This window comes from Brevibacillus laterosporus DSM 25 (assembly GCF_002706795.1).
In the GTDB taxonomy this organism is placed as follows: Bacteria; Bacillota; Bacilli; order Brevibacillales; family Brevibacillaceae; genus Brevibacillus_B; species Brevibacillus_B laterosporus.
Genome location: NZ_CP017705.1, coordinates 3042647 through 3062689, shown reverse-complemented (window position 1 = coordinate 3062689; position 20043 = coordinate 3042647). Strand labels below are relative to the sequence as shown.

Annotated in this window: 16 protein-coding genes; 2 read left to right on the top strand and 14 right to left on the bottom strand. The window is 38.0% G+C overall.

Annotated features, from left to right (window positions below; genetic code table 11):
• The first annotated feature begins 328 nt into the window (after positions 1 to 328).
• Entirely contained in the window at positions 329 to 2902 is a 2574-nt protein-coding gene (locus BrL25_RS14940) for a glycosyl hydrolase family 18 protein (RefSeq protein ID WP_018671496.1), read from the top strand.
• Between the two features lie 365 nt (positions 2903 to 3267).
• Here the strand turns inward: BrL25_RS14940 and BrL25_RS14935 are convergent, their stop codons facing one another.
• From BrL25_RS14935 to BrL25_RS14920, 4 genes are all read right to left on the bottom strand, one after another.
• Entirely contained in the window at positions 3268 to 4326 is a 1059-nt protein-coding gene (locus BrL25_RS14935; RefSeq protein WP_018671497.1) for a hypothetical protein, read from the bottom strand.
• Positions 4327 to 4483: 157 nt separating this feature from the next.
• Positions 4484 to 5011 (bottom strand): hypothetical protein, encoded by a 528-nt coding sequence (locus BrL25_RS14930; RefSeq protein WP_018671498.1) that lies wholly within the window; start codon positions 5009 to 5011, stop codon positions 4484 to 4486.
• 699 nt (positions 5012 to 5710) lie between these two features.
• Positions 5711 to 6952: a helix-turn-helix domain-containing protein gene (locus BrL25_RS14925; RefSeq protein ID WP_236847718.1), complete on the bottom strand. Its 1242-nt coding sequence runs from the start codon at positions 6950 to 6952 to the stop codon at positions 5711 to 5713.
• Between the two features lie 376 nt (positions 6953 to 7328).
• Complete coding sequence (locus BrL25_RS14920) at positions 7329 to 7988, bottom strand: DJ-1/PfpI family protein (RefSeq protein WP_018671501.1); 660 nt, start codon at positions 7986 to 7988, stop codon at positions 7329 to 7331.
• Between the two features lie 149 nt (positions 7989 to 8137).
• On the opposite strand from BrL25_RS14920, the gene BrL25_RS14915 reads away from it, so the two are divergent.
• On the top strand, positions 8138 to 9034 hold the full coding sequence (locus BrL25_RS14915) for a LysR family transcriptional regulator (RefSeq protein ID WP_018671502.1): 897 nt from the start codon (positions 8138 to 8140) through the stop codon (positions 9032 to 9034).
• 140 nt (positions 9035 to 9174) lie between these two features.
• Here BrL25_RS14915 and BrL25_RS14910 read toward each other — a convergent pair whose 3' ends face one another.
• From BrL25_RS14910 to BrL25_RS14865, 10 genes are all read right to left on the bottom strand, one after another.
• A complete protein-coding gene (locus BrL25_RS14910; RefSeq protein WP_018671503.1) occupies positions 9175 to 9720 on the bottom strand; it encodes a GNAT family N-acetyltransferase in 546 nt (181 codons plus the stop codon).
• A 131-nt stretch (positions 9721 to 9851) separates the two neighbouring features.
• Positions 9852 to 10331, bottom strand: coding sequence for a DMT family transporter (locus tag BrL25_RS14905; protein ID WP_018671504.1), 480 nt, complete (start codon positions 10329 to 10331; stop codon positions 9852 to 9854).
• Positions 10332 to 10368: 37 nt separating this feature from the next.
• Positions 10369 to 11067: a Crp/Fnr family transcriptional regulator gene (locus tag BrL25_RS14900; RefSeq protein WP_018671505.1), complete on the bottom strand. Its 699-nt coding sequence runs from the start codon at positions 11065 to 11067 to the stop codon at positions 10369 to 10371.
• Between the two features lie 53 nt (positions 11068 to 11120).
• Complete coding sequence (locus tag BrL25_RS14895; protein ID WP_018671506.1) at positions 11121 to 11546, bottom strand: DMT family transporter; 426 nt, start codon at positions 11544 to 11546, stop codon at positions 11121 to 11123.
• A gap of 256 nt (positions 11547 to 11802) precedes the next feature.
• Positions 11803 to 13164 (bottom strand): FAD-binding oxidoreductase, encoded by a 1362-nt coding sequence (locus tag BrL25_RS14890; RefSeq protein WP_018671507.1) that lies wholly within the window; start codon positions 13162 to 13164, stop codon positions 11803 to 11805.
• A 149-nt stretch (positions 13165 to 13313) separates the two neighbouring features.
• Positions 13314 to 14387, bottom strand: a complete 1074-nt coding sequence (locus tag BrL25_RS14885; protein ID WP_018671508.1) for an HD-GYP domain-containing protein — start codon at positions 14385 to 14387, stop codon at positions 13314 to 13316.
• A gap of 337 nt (positions 14388 to 14724) precedes the next feature.
• Entirely contained in the window at positions 14725 to 16176 is a 1452-nt protein-coding gene (locus BrL25_RS14880) for a BglG family transcription antiterminator (RefSeq protein WP_018671509.1), read from the bottom strand.
• A 291-nt stretch (positions 16177 to 16467) separates the two neighbouring features.
• Positions 16468 to 17679, bottom strand: a complete 1212-nt coding sequence (locus tag BrL25_RS14875) for an ABC transporter permease (protein WP_018671510.1) — start codon at positions 17677 to 17679, stop codon at positions 16468 to 16470.
• On the bottom strand, positions 17676 to 18398 hold the full coding sequence (locus tag BrL25_RS14870) for an ABC transporter ATP-binding protein (protein WP_026315147.1): 723 nt from the start codon (positions 18396 to 18398) through the stop codon (positions 17676 to 17678). The genes BrL25_RS14875 and BrL25_RS14870 overlap by 4 nt, the downstream gene beginning before the upstream one ends.
• 1 nt (position 18399) lies before the next feature.
• Positions 18400 to 19998 carry an RND family efflux transporter gene (locus BrL25_RS14865; protein ID WP_018671512.1) on the bottom strand — a complete coding sequence of 533 codons (1599 nt, stop codon included), beginning with the start codon at positions 19996 to 19998 and terminating at the stop codon, positions 18400 to 18402.
• Positions 19999 to 20043 lie beyond the last annotated feature (45 nt).

The window sequence follows — 20043 nt, the reverse complement described above, 5'->3', positions numbered from 1 at the left end:
TTAATAACAAAATTAATGTTAGCGCTTTCTATACATATTTTATAATTATATCAATAGCTTTATGGCTTTATTATATCGCCTAGCTAGTGAAAGTTTTAGTCCAAATGTTCGTTATGCATTTGTGCAAGAATTAGACTGGAAGTTTTCGAATCATTGCACGAAACTTTACTCAGGTCTCTACTATCTTTTTCTCACAAACTGTTTCATTTCACAAAAATACACTTTTCATTTAATTCAGTCTATTGTATATTTAAACGAACCAATCTAAAATAAACAACAATGACATGAACTGAACTAAGTAAAAAATGAAAGTTAGGAGATGAAAAAGATGTATCTACGTATTCCTGCTATTCATTCAGTCGGAAAATTCAGTTTTTTGTTGTTAGCCTTCGTGCTTTTTGCAAGTATCTTCCCGGCAATTCTATCAGCTAAGGCATCTGGAGCAACGATTTGCTCTGCTGCATGGGACAGTAAAATGATTTACACAGATGGAAAACAATCTTCTTACAACGGCCATGAATGGAAGGCAAAATGGTGGACACAAGGTGAAACGCCAGGTACCAGTGATGTGTGGCAGGACCTTGGTGCCTGCTCTACAGATCCCAGTACTCCACCTGATCCTTCTAACACTCCCCCTACCATACCTACCAATGTAGCTGTAACAGCAAAAACCTCCACAAGTGTTTCTCTCACATGGAATGCTTCTACCGATGACAAACAAGTGATAGGCTATACGGTTTATTATAACGGTGGTTTGCAAGCGGTTACAGAAACCAAAGCTACAATCACGAATCTGACCCCCCGTACCACATACACGTTCACAGTAAAGGCAAAAGATAATCAAGGATTGGAATCTGAGGCTAGTCAAGGAATCGAGGTCACTACAGATAAAGACACTTTACCACCTGATCCAGCAGTGCCCTGCCGGCCAGCAGGTCTATATGATTCTGGCGTAAAAAACATTCCTTATTGCCAAGCATATGACCAAGATGGACGTGAAAAGCTAGCTAATGATTCGAAGCGACGTATAATTGGTTACTTTACTAGCTGGAGAACAGGAAAAAATGGACAATCTAAATATTTAGCTTCCGATATCCCATGGAAAAATATAACGCATATTAACTACGCCTTTGCCCATGTTGACAGTAGTAACCGCATATCTGTTGGTTCTCCTACTGATACAACGAATCCAGCGTTAGGCATGACTTGGCCGGAGTATCCGGATGCATCTATGGACCCTTCCCTACCCTATAAAGGTCACTTCAATTTGCTAACACAATTGAAGAAAAAAAATCCTGGCGTAAAAACCCTTGTTTCCGTTGGTGGATGGGCTGAATCAGGTGGTTACATTGATGAGAGTGGAAAGCGAATTGCTTCTGGAGGCTTTTACACGATGACAACGAATGCAGATGGTTCTGTTAATCAGTCTGCAATTGACACATTCGCTACCTCTGCTGTTGAATTTTTACGCAAATATAATTTTGAAGGAGTAGACATCGACTACGAATACCCAACTACAATGAACCAAGCGGGCAATCCATTAGATTGGCAGTTTTCCACACCACGCTTAAAAGGGCTAATGGCAGGCTATGACTCCTTATTAAAAACCTTGCGAGTCAAGCTGGATCAGGCATCCGCTGAGGACGGAAAATATTATATGCTAACCGTGGCATCCCCCTCTTCTGCTTATTTATTACGTGGAATGGAATCCTTCCAAGCCTTGCAGTATCTCGATTATGTGAATGTAATGTCCTATGATCTTCACGGAGCATGGAATGAATTCGTTGGCCCTAACGCTGCGTTATTTGATGATGGAAAAGATGGAGAGTTAATCAAATATAACATCTATAATACACCTCAATATGGAGGTATTGGCTATCTCAATACAGATTGGGCTTACCATTACATGCGTGGGATGATGCAGGCAGGACGAATAAACATCGGGGTTCCCTACTATACTCGTGGCTTCCAAAATGTTGTGGGAGGAACAGATGGATTATGGGGAAAAGCTGTAGGCAAAAATTGTCCAACTGGACAAACCACTTGCGGTGATGGTGCTACAGGTGTTGATAACATCTGGCATGATAAAGATGAGAATGGCAAAGAAGAAGGGGCAGGTTCAAATCCAATGTGGCATGCCAAAAATCTTGAAAAAGGGATTGCTGGCTCCTATCTGAGGGATCACGGAATTCCAAATCCAGTATTGACAGGTACCTATAAGCGTAACTATGATTCGACTCTTGTTGCACCTTGGCTATGGAATGCCCAGAAGAAAGTTTTTCTATCTACTGAGGATGAACAATCTATTAGTGCCAAAGCAGATTATGTAATGAAAAATGGGATTGGTGGAATCTTGATTTGGGAAATGGCAGGTGACTATGACTGGTACAAGGATCGTAATGACGGTAAGGGAGAATACTACATGGGTTCTACTTTAACGAAATTGATGCATAGCAAATTTGTGGCAGCAACGCCGTACGATACTTCGAACAGCAAGACCCCTCTTCCAGCCGATAAACTAGCCCTACAGATAAAGGTCACTGGATTTCAACAAGGCGATCAAAATTACCCAATCAATCCTACGCTAAAAATAACCAATAACAGTAATCTAACGATCACAGGTGGCTCTGTCATTGAGTTCGATGTGCCTACTTCTACCTCAGCCCAATTTAGTAGCTACAGTGGGGATAGTGTAAAACTGATTTCTGCTGGTCATACGGGGCCAAACATTGGTGGATTAAAGGGTGATTTTCACCGTGTGGCAGTAACCATTCCTACCTGGAAATCAGTAGCTCCTGGCCAAAGTATAGATATGAGCATCGTCTATTACGTGCCAATAAGCGGGCCTACCAATTATACCATTACAATTGATGGAAAAAAATATACCATTACTGATAAGTAAGAACATAGTGCTTTCCGCTGATATGACTGAGTTTGGAAATGGATGAGGTGAATAGCACTTAGTCTGAATTGGCGCCCATAAAGCCGGTATCCTTATATGGATTACCGGCTTTTTTATACTAAACTCCTATTCTTGTTAATAAGCCATAAAATCTTTCCTTATTAAAGTTAGAGAAAACCGAGCTGCAAGCATGTCCCAGCATAGCCTTATTGTGTTGTTGAGGCATTGCTTTATGATTATTTTTAATTGTACTTAGCTCCATTTCCCCTAAGAACTTCCATTAAGCTTCATTGAATAGGTCAGCGAAGTTCCAAAATTTCCTTCTCATCTCAGAAGGAAATTTATAGTCTTTTCAACCTAGTAAGCTAGTTTTTCTCTATGGTTGGATATATCTCAATAATCCCTTGAAAGGTAGTCATATATGGTTTTTTAAATTGATCAAGGGCAAGCACATCAGCCAATATTTCTTCATTTCTGTTAGCAAAAACAAATAAGAATTGACGTTGTTCGTTTTGATAGATGTCAGATAATATCTGATCTTCAATATTAATGGAGGTAGCTTGATTTTTAGTTACAGGAACATCTTTTGCAAGTAGGGTAGTATTCCCAAATTCATCTGCCCAAATAATATCGAGCTTTGTATCATATGGTAATGGCTTTACTTGTAACCCTTTCACTTTCTTTGTAGTATATAGCTTATTATTCCTATTAATGTATTTCGGTTCAGCGAACTTATCCCCCATCCAAGACAACGTAGGGAGTAAAGAAATATTTTGTGTGTCATAATTTTCAGGTAAAGAAAACGCTTGCTTAGCAATTGTCTCTTTCGTTATTTGAGTATCCATTCCATTAGAGACAAAAAATCGCACTAAGCCAAGATTTCCACCGTTATATCTTTCTAATTGGTTAGAAATAGTTATTGGAAAAATGGTTAATTCCTTATCGCCTGTTGCTGAAAATGGAATCGATACAGGTAGTTTTACTGTGGTATTGCTCTTTACCGTTACTTCAATTCCAATTTTTTTGTCATAACCATCAATATTAATTGGTATGTTTTGGTTACCTTGATAAGCAAGTATCTTGTATCTAATATCTTTTTTTGAATTATTATCAAGAATGAATGTACCTGTTATTACATTAGATGAATGTATATCAAGAAACGTATATTTTTCATCCTGTACCTTTATTTGACTTTTCCATCTTTCATCTGGAACAAACCCCGTTGCAGAAGTAAAAGAAGAGGATTCAACAGGGCTATTATGTAGTAAAGTATGTTCACTTTTGGAAAATTTTTCACCCTGAATAACCAAAATATCATCTTGTTTATATTTAACATGTAAATACCCTTCATTTGAGCAAGCTGTAAGCATCAAATTTAACATTAACACTACCGATAGGAGCATCCAATAATGCTTTATTTTCATTCGTACAGAATACCTCCCTTTTAAAAAAGTTATTTAGCTTACACAGAAGTTTTTCTAAACGTCATCAAGTGGTACTTTCTAGCGCTTAGAATATACACCATAACTTCATTTTCAATAAATGTTAAAAAGGTATGATAAAATCATACCTTTTTAACATTTATTTTAGAAATTTATCTGCGGAAGCATCATCGTATAAAACCCCATCATAAGTTGCAGTATGAACAGTTACACCTTCAAACTTGTTCTTTTTCCACTTATTTGAGAAATAACTTTTCTCAGCCGTTGCAGTCAACTTACCTATTGCAATCGCTTTATCACTTTCACCTAAGCTTTCACCATCTTTAAATAAACCTGTTGTTGCTGAAACAACTGTACTTAAAGTTTTACCTTTAGTTGTCCCTGTTGATTTCACTTCACTGTCAGATGATGATAGTTTTGTTTTTCCTGTGGCAAGACTTTTAAAGTCAAACCCTTGACTACTAAAACTATTTGTAGGAACGTTTAGCGACAATTCAATTTCACTAGATAAATCACTAGTAGGCCATTTTTCGAAGTCAACTTCATAATTTTCAGTCACATTTCTTTCTAAAGATAGTTCATCCGATTCTGATGCTATAACATTTCCCCCCATAGTAGGGATCACGAGCAAAGCAGAAAGACTTAAGACTGTCATAATCCTTTTCATGTTAATCCTCCCAAAAATTTATTTTATCCCTTTCACCCATAACCATTAATAGTTAAGCTAAACCTTTTAAAACCATTGCATTAAGTATTTTTTCCTGTGACATTGTACTTTCGCCACTACTTCAAAAATGGTAAAATTAGTATGAGTAATATTAGCCTATTACTCATGTTGGATGGGACGTTCAGGCTTACCTATTACTTGAAGAACGTCCCTATTTAAGAATAAAATTTCTTATAACAATTCCCCCTTCCAAATGCTTACTATAAGTATATCAGCCGTCGCTAGAAATTTTCAAAATTTTTACATTTGCAACACTATAAAATTACCGACAATATATTACATTTAATGTCGAAACTATTTTTCCTAATCTCTCAAGAAACGCCCTTCTTGCCTCATTTATTATTTTCTATCTATAAACTTCTCGTATTAGAGACATACAGAATCCTCTTTTAGCTAAAAACTCTATTTGTCGTAGAATATCTTAAAACTAGCTGTAAAATCATTAACAACAAAAAAACGCTAAATCCATAGCGTTTTTTCCTAAAAAGGTTTAAGTTGATTAATGCCCTAGGTCTTCGTTATAAACTTTGGAAGCGGAATATTTTTCTGAGCAAGCTTCCATAAATTTATCATAAACAATAAATGTAAGTGAGAAGAAGGTTGAAAAGATAATAGTAGAAATTACAATTTTCTTCATCATTATTCCCTCTTTTCTCCCATGGTAACTTCATTATACAATTCATTCAATTTTCCTGCAATTTCAAATTTGGTTTGTCTTTTGAAGAATGCATGATAATAAAAAATCTCCTTGGAACATTCAATAATATCCTTATACGAACCTATCATAGCATAATAGGATATACTTTGAAGAAGTTGTTCTATACCTAAATCGAATTGCCCATTTTCAATAAGAAAAGTTCCTTTAAATTTATAGTACATACCTGCCTGAGCATATTGGTGTGGCGTAACTGGATTAAATGAAAAATCGTTTTCCTCAGACTGTATTAGTTTTCTGATTAGATCGACATTTTTTGATTTAGATAGAGCTTCTAGCAGCCTGTTTAATCGATACAAGCGTCTAATACCTATAACTTCTTCTAAACATTCCTGCAATAAAGGAATAGCTTTTTCATAATCACCTCTTTGTGAAAGAATTATGGCTCGATAATAGTTTATACATCTAATAATGAAATGATATTTCTTTTTTTCACATTCATCTAAATGTAAATGAAGACTGACATGGTCTTCGAGTTCTACATAAGAATTACACATTGCCAATGCTACACTTTCTTTAAGATCATTTTTTGTTTTGTCTTTTTCCATCCCCATTTGACCAAATTTAATACACTTTTCATACTTTTTAATGTTATGTGCGTGAAGTGCCATACGATAATAAAAAGTTATTTGTTCGTCAAGGGATAAAAAGTCAACATAGTAAGCTATTTCTTCTCCATCTTTATATGACTCTTCAAGTCTCTTAAAATCCTCTCTATCAATCAAATATTTTTGCAATAATCCTTTAGCTATATACTTTGGTACTCCATGTTGCCTGGCATATGTGATTATTTCACCATAAAGTAATAGCTTAATTTCGTTGTTTACAATAGTGTCAACAAAATTATACAGACGCTCTAATGATATATATGTATCCTCATTGGGAGATGCAAGCACTTTTTGAGCCACATTAGGGATTAATTGAAACTGAGAAACTTCAATCGCTTCTAAAATTAGTTCCTGTAAAACCTCGGCACGTTGTTCTATTTTCATATAATGTTCAACAATTTCTTTATAAGGAAGTTCTAGAACGTCCGCTATAGCCTTGATTGTTTGTAATTTAGGTTGCTTGGTTTCACCATTTTCAATTCTCGCCAAAGCACTTTTGTGAACTCCCGATAGTCTTCCCAACTCAGATAAACTTATTTCCATGTCTTCTCGTTTCATTTTTATTAGTTCCCCCAGAGATGTATAATGTAAAGTTTGATTTCCTCCCATTTATACCCTTGCCTTCACCTATTTGGATTAACAATATAGAATTATTTATTACTCCAGTTGTCATATTAATAATCATATACATATCTTCACATATTTGAATAATAGTAACTTACTTGTATATTAATGTAAATCATTATAAAGAAAATTGTTCTTCATAATGATTTGAAAGCAATAAATTAATTCCCCCTCTTATAATCAAAAATAAAAGCCACCTCGCTTTTTATGCTTGGTGGCTTCATAATGGAAACTCGGTATTACTTTACTTGTAGATTATTCGAATGAACTTTGGCAATAAAATGTACCTCTCTACTCTAACTAAATTACCCTAACAATCAAAATATTCAATATCACCCTTGTAGTTGTCATATGCTACTTTATACTCCATAACGCGAGCTACTTCAGAAATAAAGTTTTCATCATAGCCTGCTCTTTTTAACAAATGAAAGCCCATTTCCATACCAGAAGCAATCCCGCCTGCGGTTATAATTCTGCCAGTATCAACTATACGAGCACGACTGATTTTGCAAGCTGGTGCAATTTCAGCTAATCGATCGATTGGTACCTTGCCCATGTCCGTAGCCTCCAAATGATCTGGCTCTTTACGATTTGTTGCAGGGATACCATCGAGAAGCCCCATTCTGCCGTAAATCCATGAGCCTGTACATACACTTGTAAGCAGAGTTGTTTCAGGAAGAGATCGAATGTATTGGTGTAGTCGCTTATTATTCGTTTCCTGCCGAGTACCAAAGCCACCAGGAATTAAAAAGGCATCCAAATCGGGCATGTCATTGAAGCTATAGTTGGGGTGTACAGTTAATCCCGCTTGAGTTTGAATTGGTTTCATCGCGTCTGCTACAAGAAAAACATCCAATTCAGGGTCAAATCTTCGAGCTACCGAAAATACACCGTAGGGAGCTGCGTAATCAATAACCTCTGCGTCTTTAAAAATGTACACGCCTAATCTAAATCCTTGTTTTTTGTTCATGTTTTGTTTCCTCCTTTTGGATCGTCCTGCTTTTGAAAGAGTACTTTCTTCTGTACGAGAGTTACTATATCATTGAATTACCGATTTTACTTATGAATGTTTACGATACAATCCATTTCGATTCCCGATACCATGGAGGTAGATATACAATGATTGAATTACTGGAAGGGAAGTTCTTTCAGACATTTATTGCAGTAATAGAAGAAAAGAGCTTTAGTCGAGCCGCAGAGAAATTAGGCTATGTTCAATCTACTGTAACTACTCATATTCAGTTATTGGAGCAAGCCTGCAATCAAAAATTGTTTCATCGATTATCCAGAGGTGTAAAACCTACAGAAGCGGGTGTTAGACTTGCTACATTTGCGTATCAATTTATACATTTAGGTATGTCCTTAGAGCATGCAATGAACGAATTGGATCAGCCGCAGGGAACGATACATATTCGTATGCAAGAATCCTTTTTCTTAACACGTATGTCCTCCTTTATCCAACAATTTATGAATCAATATCCACGGATAAAAGTAAGACTAGAAGCGGGATTTCAGCCGGATATTCTGAAGAGGGTTTTAGATCACGCTGTAGATTTTGGCATTGTTCCGCAAAATCCCCATCGCAATGACCTGATTTTCCACCCACTTTTAGAGGAAAAACTTGTTTTTATTGCCTCGGATGCCTTAGTACAAAGAGTTGAATCTAGTGGATTGGATATGTTACACGATGAAATCGTAATAAGCTTTGGACCCAGTTGCCTATACCACACTCAAGCTAGTAGGATTTTGCAGGAGGCTGGAATTGAAGGAAATAGTGCATTAGAGTTTCCAAGCATAGAAATGATTAAGCAAGCTGTGAAATGTGGCATTGGCTTTGCATTACTTCCAGAAATATGCGTAAAAAAAGAACTAGAAGAAAAAGAGTTCCAAACGCTACCACTATGCCCGCCCATTTACTCAACACACGGGCTTATTGTCCATAAGGATAGGGAGCTGCATTTTCCTGCAAAATTATTTAAGTCCCAAGTCATTGAGCATTTTTCTATGGAACGGTAGACCGTCTAACTTAAGTATGATACAAAGATATACAAATAAGGGGATAAAAAAATAGAGTGCCTCCAGTAGCTCCGACTGGTTATGCACTCTATTACGACTGACTGAAGTGAATTAGTGTACCTAGCAATTTTAGCTTGTTCTTATTCATGGCATCTCCCCATGATAATGGTGTTATAATATTTACCGTCAGACAGGATTTTGTCTTTTTTTAGTATGCCTTCTATTTCAAAGCCAAGCTTTCTATAAAGGGCAATGGCTTTATCATTCGTTTCTAAAACATTCAATGTAATTTTTTTAATATCATTCGAGTCAGCCCAAGCAATAGATTCTTTTAACAGATTTTTGCCTATGCCAAATCCCCAAAATTCCTTTAAAACGCACACACCAAATTCTATTTTATGTGAGAATCTTTTCAACTGATTTCCTTCACATCTGGAAAACCCGACTATCTGATCATGAACGACCGCAACTAAAAATAAGTTCCTTTTATTTTCAGTATCAGCTTTAATTAATTGTTCAAAACCTAATGGATCTATGAACGCCTCTCCTTTTTCCCTGTCTAAATTTTCAGTCTCTCCATCTATCTGTAATCTAAGCTCAGACAAAGCTTTCGCATCTGTTTCGGTTGCAGATCGAATCGTATAGCTTAGCCCTTTTACACCAAATTCTTGTTTGTTAATGATCATGATATGCTCCATTCGTACTCGATATGGTAAATATTTATAATCTTAGTCTATCATATGTCACCATACTTGCGAATAACCATCTATCCACACCTTCTTACTATTGTTTGACAGCATCTAACATGTAAAATCACTTATCTGACAGAATGCTGTGAATCACCCGCCACCTGCTTCTCGCATCCATTTCCTAATTTAAATAGAAAAACACCGCAAACGATAACGAGTACGCCTATCAACTGCCTAAAAGTAAAAGGAACCTTATCCAGTCCAAACCAGCCTAGCGAGTCCCACAATAAAGCAAACCCGAGCTGTGATGTTACAACGATAGAGACGGCATACGTAGGACCAAGCAGTCTTATCCCCTGCACCAGACAGATTACCACCCCTACTCCGATCAAACCGCTAAACCAATACCAGGTCTTCATATTTTGTAATGTAAATATGTGCTTCCCTTCAAAGATGAAACCCATCGTAAGCAAAGCCACAAAACCCATTCCTAATACTAATGTAGTCGTTGTCCAAGAGCCAACATGCTCATTTACCTTACCATTGAAAATATTTTGTAAGCCAACTAGCGAGCCTGCGATCAAAGCCAATACTATCCCTAGAATCATTGCATTTTCTCCCTTTACTGATGTTATCCCTGCTTAACTACTCGTAAATATTATGACTGGTCAGCGCACTTAATCCAGCTCTGTCCTTCACAAGAATGAAACCTTTGTTTCGCTCTATTAGCCCCTCTGTACAGAATTGTCGAATTACCCGATTTAGATGCCTATAGCTGGTTCCAATTAAGTTCGCTACATCCCTTAGACTGACTGTGCTTAGTTGCCCTTTAAAGAGAGAATTAGACTCGTCATAGGAGACAGACAATAGATAACTTGCCAACCGCACTTCCACGGGATGCATCAGATTGAAGCTTAAAGAATTGGATTTAATATAAAATTTTCGAGTAATGATCTCCAGTAAAAATTGGAGAAACGGTGAGTAATCTCTTCCGTATTTTTTCAGCCAACGATGGTGAACACCAATCAGATAGACAGGCGATACTGCCTCAACCGTATTGAGAATATCAGTACCACGTACGTATTCGATATCCCCAATCGCCTCAAGAGGTGTTTTAAAAGAGAGGATCAGTGTTCTCCCCTCCATCAAGGTAGTATAGATCTTAACCTTTCCCTTAACAAGAAGGTACAAATACTGTGCAGATTCTCCTTGAGAGCAGATAATCTCTCCCTGCTTAAAGCTGTACAGTGCCAAATGAGGTAGTACCTGTTCATTAAATACGGATTCTATTTGATGAGCATGTAGATAATGATTCAACTGCTCACGATCTGAGATTTCCTTCATTACTCGTTTTACCCCCAGTCTATCATCTGTCGCATTCTAAAATATTTATACGATCAAAATCTTAGTATCACCACACCAGCTATCATCATTGCTATGCCGATGAACTGTGGCAGTCTCATCTTCTGTTTCAACACGCCGAACCATCCATTACTATCAATGATAAAGGTCAGGCTCAACTGAGCAATCAGCAGTGTAGATATCGAAAGGGTAACACCGATCTGTTGGATAGCGGTGATATTACTGAAAATGATGAACGCCCCTAAAGCACCACCAGTCAAATATAACGGCTTTACTTGCCTAATCCTTTGCCATTTTCCATCTCTGACGAACATCAGAATAAGCAAAGCTAGAACAAATCCAGTTAATTGGGTGATAGTCGCCGTTTGCCAAGTTCCAATATCTCGACTTATCCTAGAATTCGCTACTCCTTGCAAGGTAATACAAGCCCCGCCTAAAAACGCGAATAAGCTCCCTCTCATTATCTCTCTCCCCCAATCTGATTCTCTATTATTAAATGATAATCCGTATTTTTTGGGAAGGACATATGTCCCTCCCAGCTTGCGGTTATTGCTCATAGGAGGGAGGATTCCATCTAGGGCTTATAGCTATGGTAGCTCTTCACAGCAAAAAATAGGACTCCTCTCAAAGAAAATCGAGATGAGTCCTTCACGTATTCGAACTATAAACAGCACATGCCACCAGAGGTTCCTACCAGTATCCCTCCATAGTTGGCTACTAGCTGAAAATTTTTCCTGGATTTAATATTCCTTTAGGATCAAAGGCTTTTTTTACAGCTAACATGGCATGAAATGCTTCACCATGCTCTGTTTGCTGGTATTTTCGTTTACCCAGCCCTACTCCATGCTCTCCCGTACATGTACCACCTCGTGCCAAGGCGTATTCAACTATACGGGTATTCGCCTCCTCCGCACGTGCCAGTTCTTCAGAATCAAGTGGATGTAATAAAATCAACGTATGGTAATTACCATCACCGATATGTCCAACCACTCCGCCCTCTAATTTTAAATCCTGTACGATTTGTTGGGCATTGTGTACTGCACCAGTCAGCTCGGATAACGGCACACATACATCCGTCGTCATCACACGCTTACCTGGTACGGAATGGGCAAAGGCGTAGTACAAATGATGCCTAGCCTCCCATAATTGCGCCCGAGCTTTTGAATCTATCTCCTGCTGAAACTGAAGGCATCCTTTATCTAAAGCTAGCTCTCTAGCAAATTGTGCATCCTGCACCAATCCTGCTGTATTTCCATGGAACTCAATGAATAACGTAGGTGTTACTTCGTATGATGTATTCTTGTGACTATTAATTTTTTGAATGGATAATTGATCTACTAGCTCAATTTTAGCAACAGGTATCCCTACGGAAAGAATGGTCACCGCTGTCTGGACAGCACTTTTTACATCAGGAAAAGTAGCTCGAACAGCCATGATTTCTTCAGGAATTCCGTAAACACGTAAGGTCAGCTCAGTAAATATACCCAATGTCCCTTCTGAACCAACAAATAGACCATTTAGATGGTACCCAGACGATGATTTTGCTGCTAAACCACCGGTATGAATGATGCTTCCATCAGCTAACACTACCTCTAAGTCACGTACCTGATCACGCATAACACCATATCGAACCGCAGTAGTCCCACTGGCATTTGTCGCTGTCATTCCACCAAGCGTAGCATCTGCCCCTGGATCAACAGAGAAAAACAAACCGTATTTTTTGAGTTCTTTATTTACTTCGGTTCTGGTTACACCTGGTTGGACACGTATCAACAAATCATCTGGTCGAATCTCTAGGATCTGATTCATTCGTTGAAAATCTAAAGATATTCCTTTGTGTACAGGGATCGCATGTCCTTCTAAGCTACTTCCGATACCAAATGGGACCACAGGTATCTCACGGTCATTCGCAAAAGCAAGCAAACGTGATACATCCTCCCTGGATTCAGGAAACACCACTACATCAGGTAAGACAGGCATGTGATATGATTCATCCTTACTATGTAATTCTAAAACGCTCTCACTTACAGAAACTTGATCATCTCGAAACAGTTGCCGCAAATCATTTAGGTAATTCATTTGAATTCCTCCTAATTGCTTTTGACAAGTAGCACTAGATGTTAGTTCTATTATAAGGGATAGAGGAATGTTTCAGATATACTTTTCGAAATATTATTTCATATATATAGTTAACTAAATTGATTTATTATTTCCTCGCTTTTCAATCCTTATCCAATTGCTTTGCAATCAGAAATAACCAAGTTCAATTCGCTGGACAAATCGATTTCATATGGGGGTAATGTAACGTGGGCTTCATTTTCCAATCTGCGAACAATAGGCCGTGATGGCATGCCTGGGTTATTCTTGACAATAACACCTGAGTATCCTGAGCTTAAGGTTACAAACATGCCTACAGGATATAAATAGATGGAATTACGAAAAGCCTGCAATACCTTCTGACAAAACTGAGTACCCGAGCCTGCAAACAGAAATTCCATGGCATCGTGTGGTAACATTGGCTTTCGATATACACGCTTGCTGGTCAAAGCCTCGAAGACGTCACACACCCCAATTATTTTCGCAAATAAGTGAATATCTGCTTCCTGTAAGCTACGCGGATACCCCTTTCCATCCATGCGTTCGTGATGCTGATAGGCGCATTGCGCAACCACCTCTGGAATTGCCGGCATTTGCTGTAATAGTGCAAATCCCTTACTTGCGTGCGACTTCATCAAGTCATATTCTTCATCTGTTAATTTCTCAGGTTTATTCATAATCTGAGTTGGAATCATCAATTTCCCTACATCGTGTAAGAGCGCACCTAAGCCTGCATCTGTGAGTTGCTCCTTATTCAAGCCCATTCTCAATCCAACTAATACACTATAGATCATTACATTGAAGGAATGGACAAATATACTTTTATCAAAAACACAAATCCTTCCTAGCAAATCCATGACCATGGAGTTATTCTTGCATGTATAAATTAAATTCGCCAGCATATCCTGAGCGCTCGAGCCCATTTGTTCTCCTGCAATAGCTTTAGAGTGGGAATTATCAAATGTGGTATGCACAAAATCTATGGCTTCCTTCCTTGCTTGTTCAGATATAACATCCTTAGCAGGAGTATCCGCTATATCTTTATCTTGAACATGGATGGAATTGATATTTAATTCATTTAGTCGTTCAATCATACTTTGAGTTAAAGTTACCCCATTACCCACTAAAACCGAACCATTGCTACTATAAATATTGCGTGAAAGCTTCATACCAGACTCACAGTGATTAATAGAAAGTAACTGCATGTATATTTATAAATCCTCCCTAAAAGCTGACATTACATAAGACTTTATACCTAAGTCGTAATACATATATTACATATGAACTGATTTTCCTATCAAGTGCATTAATTACCGTTACTAAAGGTAATTTTTTACCTCCTTGATAAAGTCATCTCCAGCTATCCATTTTCACGATGCCTTTTCTGTATGTAAGATACTACTTTTCCACTTTTTTTAGCATTCTGATCATTGTCTCTAACAGAAATAAAAAAGACGCTTCCTCTCATTTTATTGAAAGAGAACATCTTTTTCGTGTTGAATCCAACCTGCTAAACAGACTGATTACTTGGCAATCATAAATTTAATTATCGTTAATAAATTGCTGGAGGGTATGAAGGTTACGCTGAGATAAAATGGATTGAACTCGAATAACCGGGATGGATTGTATATCAATAGGAATGGTAGTAATGATTATATCAATATCTAACGTTTTGATTTGCTCCTCTGTTATATCATACAAATACTGATCCGATACTTGTAATTTTTCTCCAAACCTTTCTCTTAGAATAGCCTCCATATATCGTTTCCAGCTTGTTCCTTCTCCAGATATAATAAGAGCCTTTTTCGATTGAGATTTAAATGAGATCGTAGCTTCTAATTGCATCGTTACATTAGCAATTTCATCATCAATGATATGATCAGCTATACCGTATTTTTTTGCCCATTCGTTATATACTTCTTTAACTAGTAGAAACGTTTCCCGATGTTTCTCTTTAATATATTTGGTAATATTTTTTTCTCTTACTTTTATTGTAGAGAAATACTTTAGGGTATATATGGTTCGCTTAAAATAATCAATCAAGGTAAAAACAAATTCCTCATCATGGATCAATGATTTTTTGATTCGGTTCTCCAGCATGTGAATGAAATCCTTCATATATATGAATACTTGTATTTTTCCTTCTTGAAAATATTGAAGTGCTTCCTTTTTTACTTTATCGATATCCTTATACGCATGCTTAGAAGCCTTAATAACAATCGTTATAACAACCTTGTCCTCTGGTGTTAAAGAGATATTATAATCCGATGTTAACTGATCCAGTATCGTTGATATTGTATGGTAATAAGGTGTTCCAATATTATATTGTGAAAATTGATTGCCTAAATTGATCTGATAGCCTTGTTTTTTCCTAATTAATAAAATAGCTATATAATAAGATAGCTTATGCCTATCACATACATCAAAAGTGATACCTAATGCTTCTTCAACCTCATCTAGGTACTGCAAGCATAATTCCTCGTATTCTACAAACGGCCATTCTTTATTGGTATAGGAGCTAGTATATAGTTCAAAAAACATCATGATGATTTGAAGTTCATTTCCTACAATTTGGAGGGGATTTCTCTGAAGCTGTAATTTATACGTCTTTAAATGTTTCCCAACACTTCTTAGAACGTTTTGAAGAGAAGGCCCTTGGATAAATAAATTCTCGGCTAATTGGGAAACGGTTTTACTATTCCCTTCGAGCAATTGCTGAAACACTTGAAAAGTGAACGAATCTCTCACAAATAAAGATATCACTTCATTTATAGAGGAACTGTCCGGTAAAAATAATTGGACTCCCTTACCTTTTACAGAACAAATCTCCCAGCCAGATGGCAAAAAATCTTTCATTATGGAAATTTCCTTGGCAACAGTTTTATATGAACAACCTATTTTTTCGGATAATTCCTTAACTGTAAACCATCTATTTTCTCCACCGAGGAGCTTCATAATTTGAATTTGGCGATGCTTCTCTTTTCTCATATCCATCTATCCCTAAAAGATCTCCTTTCTTATGGTAAAATTAGCTTCTACCAAATGAATCAAATATAATCTGTAATTTATCTTGTACGTAATAAATTCTTACTAACTTAATACAGAATAAATAAGAAAAGGTTTCAGTTTTATTTAACTAAATCATTATATAAGAAAAAAAGCCCCTTTTTCTTGTTTACAAAACAAGGAAAAGGGCTTACCTAATTCTTCATACATTTGCATGAGTAGTATATATTCTTCTTTACGATTCAATTCTAAGATATGTAGTAGGTCACAAATGTATTTTTATTCATATCTCAATGCGTCAATTGGCTTCATCTCTGCAGCCTTTTTAGCAGGATACACGCCAAACACCACACCAACAAATAAAGATGATAAAAAGGCATACAGCATGGGAGTTATTGTAATTGCAATCTCCACCCCACCGAGCTTGTTCACGATCCAAGCAGCTCCAATTCCCAGCAGAATTCCGATCATTCCCCCTAAGAAGCTCAGAGTAACTGATTCAATCAAAAATTGTTGCATAATCGCTACCTTGGTTGCTCCGATGGCTTTGCGAATCCCAATTTCACGAGTACGCTCCGTGACTGAGACCAGCATGATGTTCATAATGCCGATACCACCCACTACTAAAGAAATTCCAGCAATTCCTGATAACAATGTTGTCATTACGCTGGTTACGCTTTGTGCAGTTTCCAAAATATCTGATTGCGAACTTATGGTAAAATCATTTTCTTGACTAGGCATTAACTTGTGCTGAGCTCGCAAGGTTTGTTGAATATCAAACTGTGCCTGAAGCATTTCATCTGCTGAAGTAGCCGAAGCATAGATTGTCCGAATGCTGCTTTGTCCTAGACGCTCCATCGCCGTTGTAATTGGAATGATTACCTTATCATCATTATTGGTCATGCCTGAGCTACCTTGGCTTTTTAAAATGCCCACCACTGTAAATGGAATTCGATTAATTTCAATCGTTTTGCCAATTGGACTTTCATTGGAGCTGGCAAAAAGATTTGTGACAACCTCTGAACCGATCACCACCACATTTGCCTGCTCGCTTACCTCAAAGCTAGTAAAAAATCTTCCCTCTTGTAAGCTAACATTACGTACTTCTGGAAAAGCTTCTGTCGTGCCTTCCAGACTGGACAAATAGTTGTCACTCTGATACACCAACTGCGCTCGCGTGCTAACGGCAGGGGTAACATCTGCTATGGAATCCTTTTGTTGAAGGGCTTTAGCATCCTCTAACCGGAGTGAAAGCGAACCTGCCCCCAAACTAATGCCACCTTGCTTTGCTTGCCCTGCCGAGATAATTAACAGATTACTCCCTAAGCCGTTAATTTGATTGGCTACACTAGCTTTTGCCCCTTCCCCGATCGCTACCATTGTGATCACAGCAGATACACCGATCATGATACCTAACATGGTTAGAAAAGACCTAAGTTTATTAGCTGTTACACTTCGTAGCGATACGCGCATAGCTTCCCAATAATTCATAATACCACTTCCTCAGAATTCGCTATTCTTCGCTCTTGGACCACATCATTAGCTATTATCTGTCCGTCACGGAAATGGATGACTCGCTTCGCATATTCAGCAATATCTGGTTCGTGAGTGACTAGAATAACCGTTTTTCCTTCATCATTTAATCGTTGGAAAATCCCCATAATCTCTTGACTCGTCTTGGTATCAAGAGCACCTGTAGGCTCATCTGCCAAAATAATTACAGGTTGATTAACCAAGGCACGGGCAATGGAAACACGTTGCTGTTGCCCACCTGATAATTCATTTGGTTTGTTGTATAACCGATTGCCAAGTCCGACACTGTGTAGGGAATCAATAGCTCTCTTTCGTCTCTCCCTGGCATCTACACCTGCATATAAAAGTGGTAGTTCCACATTTTCTACGGCAGGTGTACGCGGAATCAAATTAAAATTTTGGAAAACAAAGCCTATTTTCTGGTTCCGAATCTTAGCTAACTCCTCATCCTCTGCCTCTGAAACAGGATAGTCATCAAGATAAAAGGTTCCACTTGAAGGTTGATCCAAGCAACCAATCATATTCATCATGGTAGACTTACCAGAGCCTGAGGGCCCCATGATGGCTACAAAATCCCCTTCTTCAATAACAAGATTTACTCCTCGCAGGGCATGTATCTCTTGATCTCCAATAACATACTTCTTTTTCACATCCGAAATGCGAATAACTGCTCTCACATTATCTTGCTCTTGCCCCGCCTTGGAAACCACCTCCACCACTTGGCATACCTCCTCCCATTACGGGCATACCACCCATACCTGGTGACATCGTGCCTTGACCCATTTGACGATTACTGGATGAGCTAGATACCTGCATGGTTAAAAGGATTTGATCTCCTTCTTCAAGACCAGAAGTAATCTCAACGCGATCAGAGCCTATCAGTCCAGTCGTTACTTCCTTAAATTGATAACCTGATACATTTTGTCCACCGTTACGCGATTTATCTTTTGAATCGGTTGTTGCTTTCATTTCTTTCCCTGTAGTAGCGCCATCTTTTCCTTTTACCAAAACACCTGTTTTTCCACCTTGTTCACGCAAACCAGCAATTGGGACATAGAGCACATTCTTTTGTGTTCCTACATGAATTGTTGTCTGGAGCGTCATGCCTGGTTTTAACAATCCTTCTTTATTGCCGACGGTAAGGAGTACTTTGTAGGTTGTCACACCTGATTCTGTACTGCCCTCTGGGTACACTGTTTCCACTTTTCCTTGAAACTTTTTACCATTGTAGGTTCCGATGGTAAAAGTAGCTTCCATGCCTTCCTTGATTTTACCAATATCACTCTGACTGATCTGAGCCATCACTCCCAATTGTTCGGCATTCGAGTTGTCCATAATCAAAAAGGGAGAACTTGCCACTTCACCTACCTGCCCATTCACCTGTAAAATGACACCATCCATTGGTGCTTTTAACGTTAGCTTTTCTAAATACTGCTGCTGTTGTTGTAGCTGTACCTCAGCTTGGGCAACTGATGCTTTTGCAGCTTGTAAGGAAGACTCTTGGGCTGGAGTTTTTGCTTGATTAAATTGAGCTAATGCCGAATCGTAAGCAGCTTGTGCCTGAGCAACATTATTATTACTTTGATCGATTGTCTGACTGTACTGCATGCTAGCCGTTTTGTATTCTGCTTCAGCCTGATTGAGACTATTTTGTGCCTGATCTAATTCACTTTTGGAGATAGCACCCGCTTCATATAATCTTTTTTGGGTTTCAACATTTTTTTGAGCCTCTTGCAAGTTACTGCTTGCTTTGTCTTGTTGGATTAACGCTTTTTGATTGTCGAAATTTTTCTTAGCAGATTCCAATGATGCTTTTGCTTTCGTCACATTAGACTGTAATACTAAAATTTCATTCTCATCTTTTGTTTGCATTTTTTCCGCTAAGCCAGCCTTAGCGGATAACAGGTTGGCTTCTGCAATTTTTACCTGCATCAAAGCAGTAGACTGATCCATGGTAGCGAGTACCTGTCCTGCTTTTACAGAATCACCTATTTTTACATGTATTGCCGAAATGACATCATCACCACTCGGAAATGTTAAAGTCATTTGTTGAGCGGCTTGCACCGTTCCCGAAGCAGCAACGATCTCCGAAACATCCCCTCTCTGGACATTCACTGTCTGCATAATCGTAGCGGCACGTGAAGGAGTGACAAACTTACTATAGACAAAAATGCCCGTTCCACACAGTAAGGCTAAAGCTACTGTTCCCATGATGATCCGTCTCTTCTTCTTTTCCATTCCACTAAAAAATGATTTCTTCGTTGTACTTCCAATCATTAGGATTTCCCCCAAAAAATCGTTTATTTTTTTTCAAACAAACTT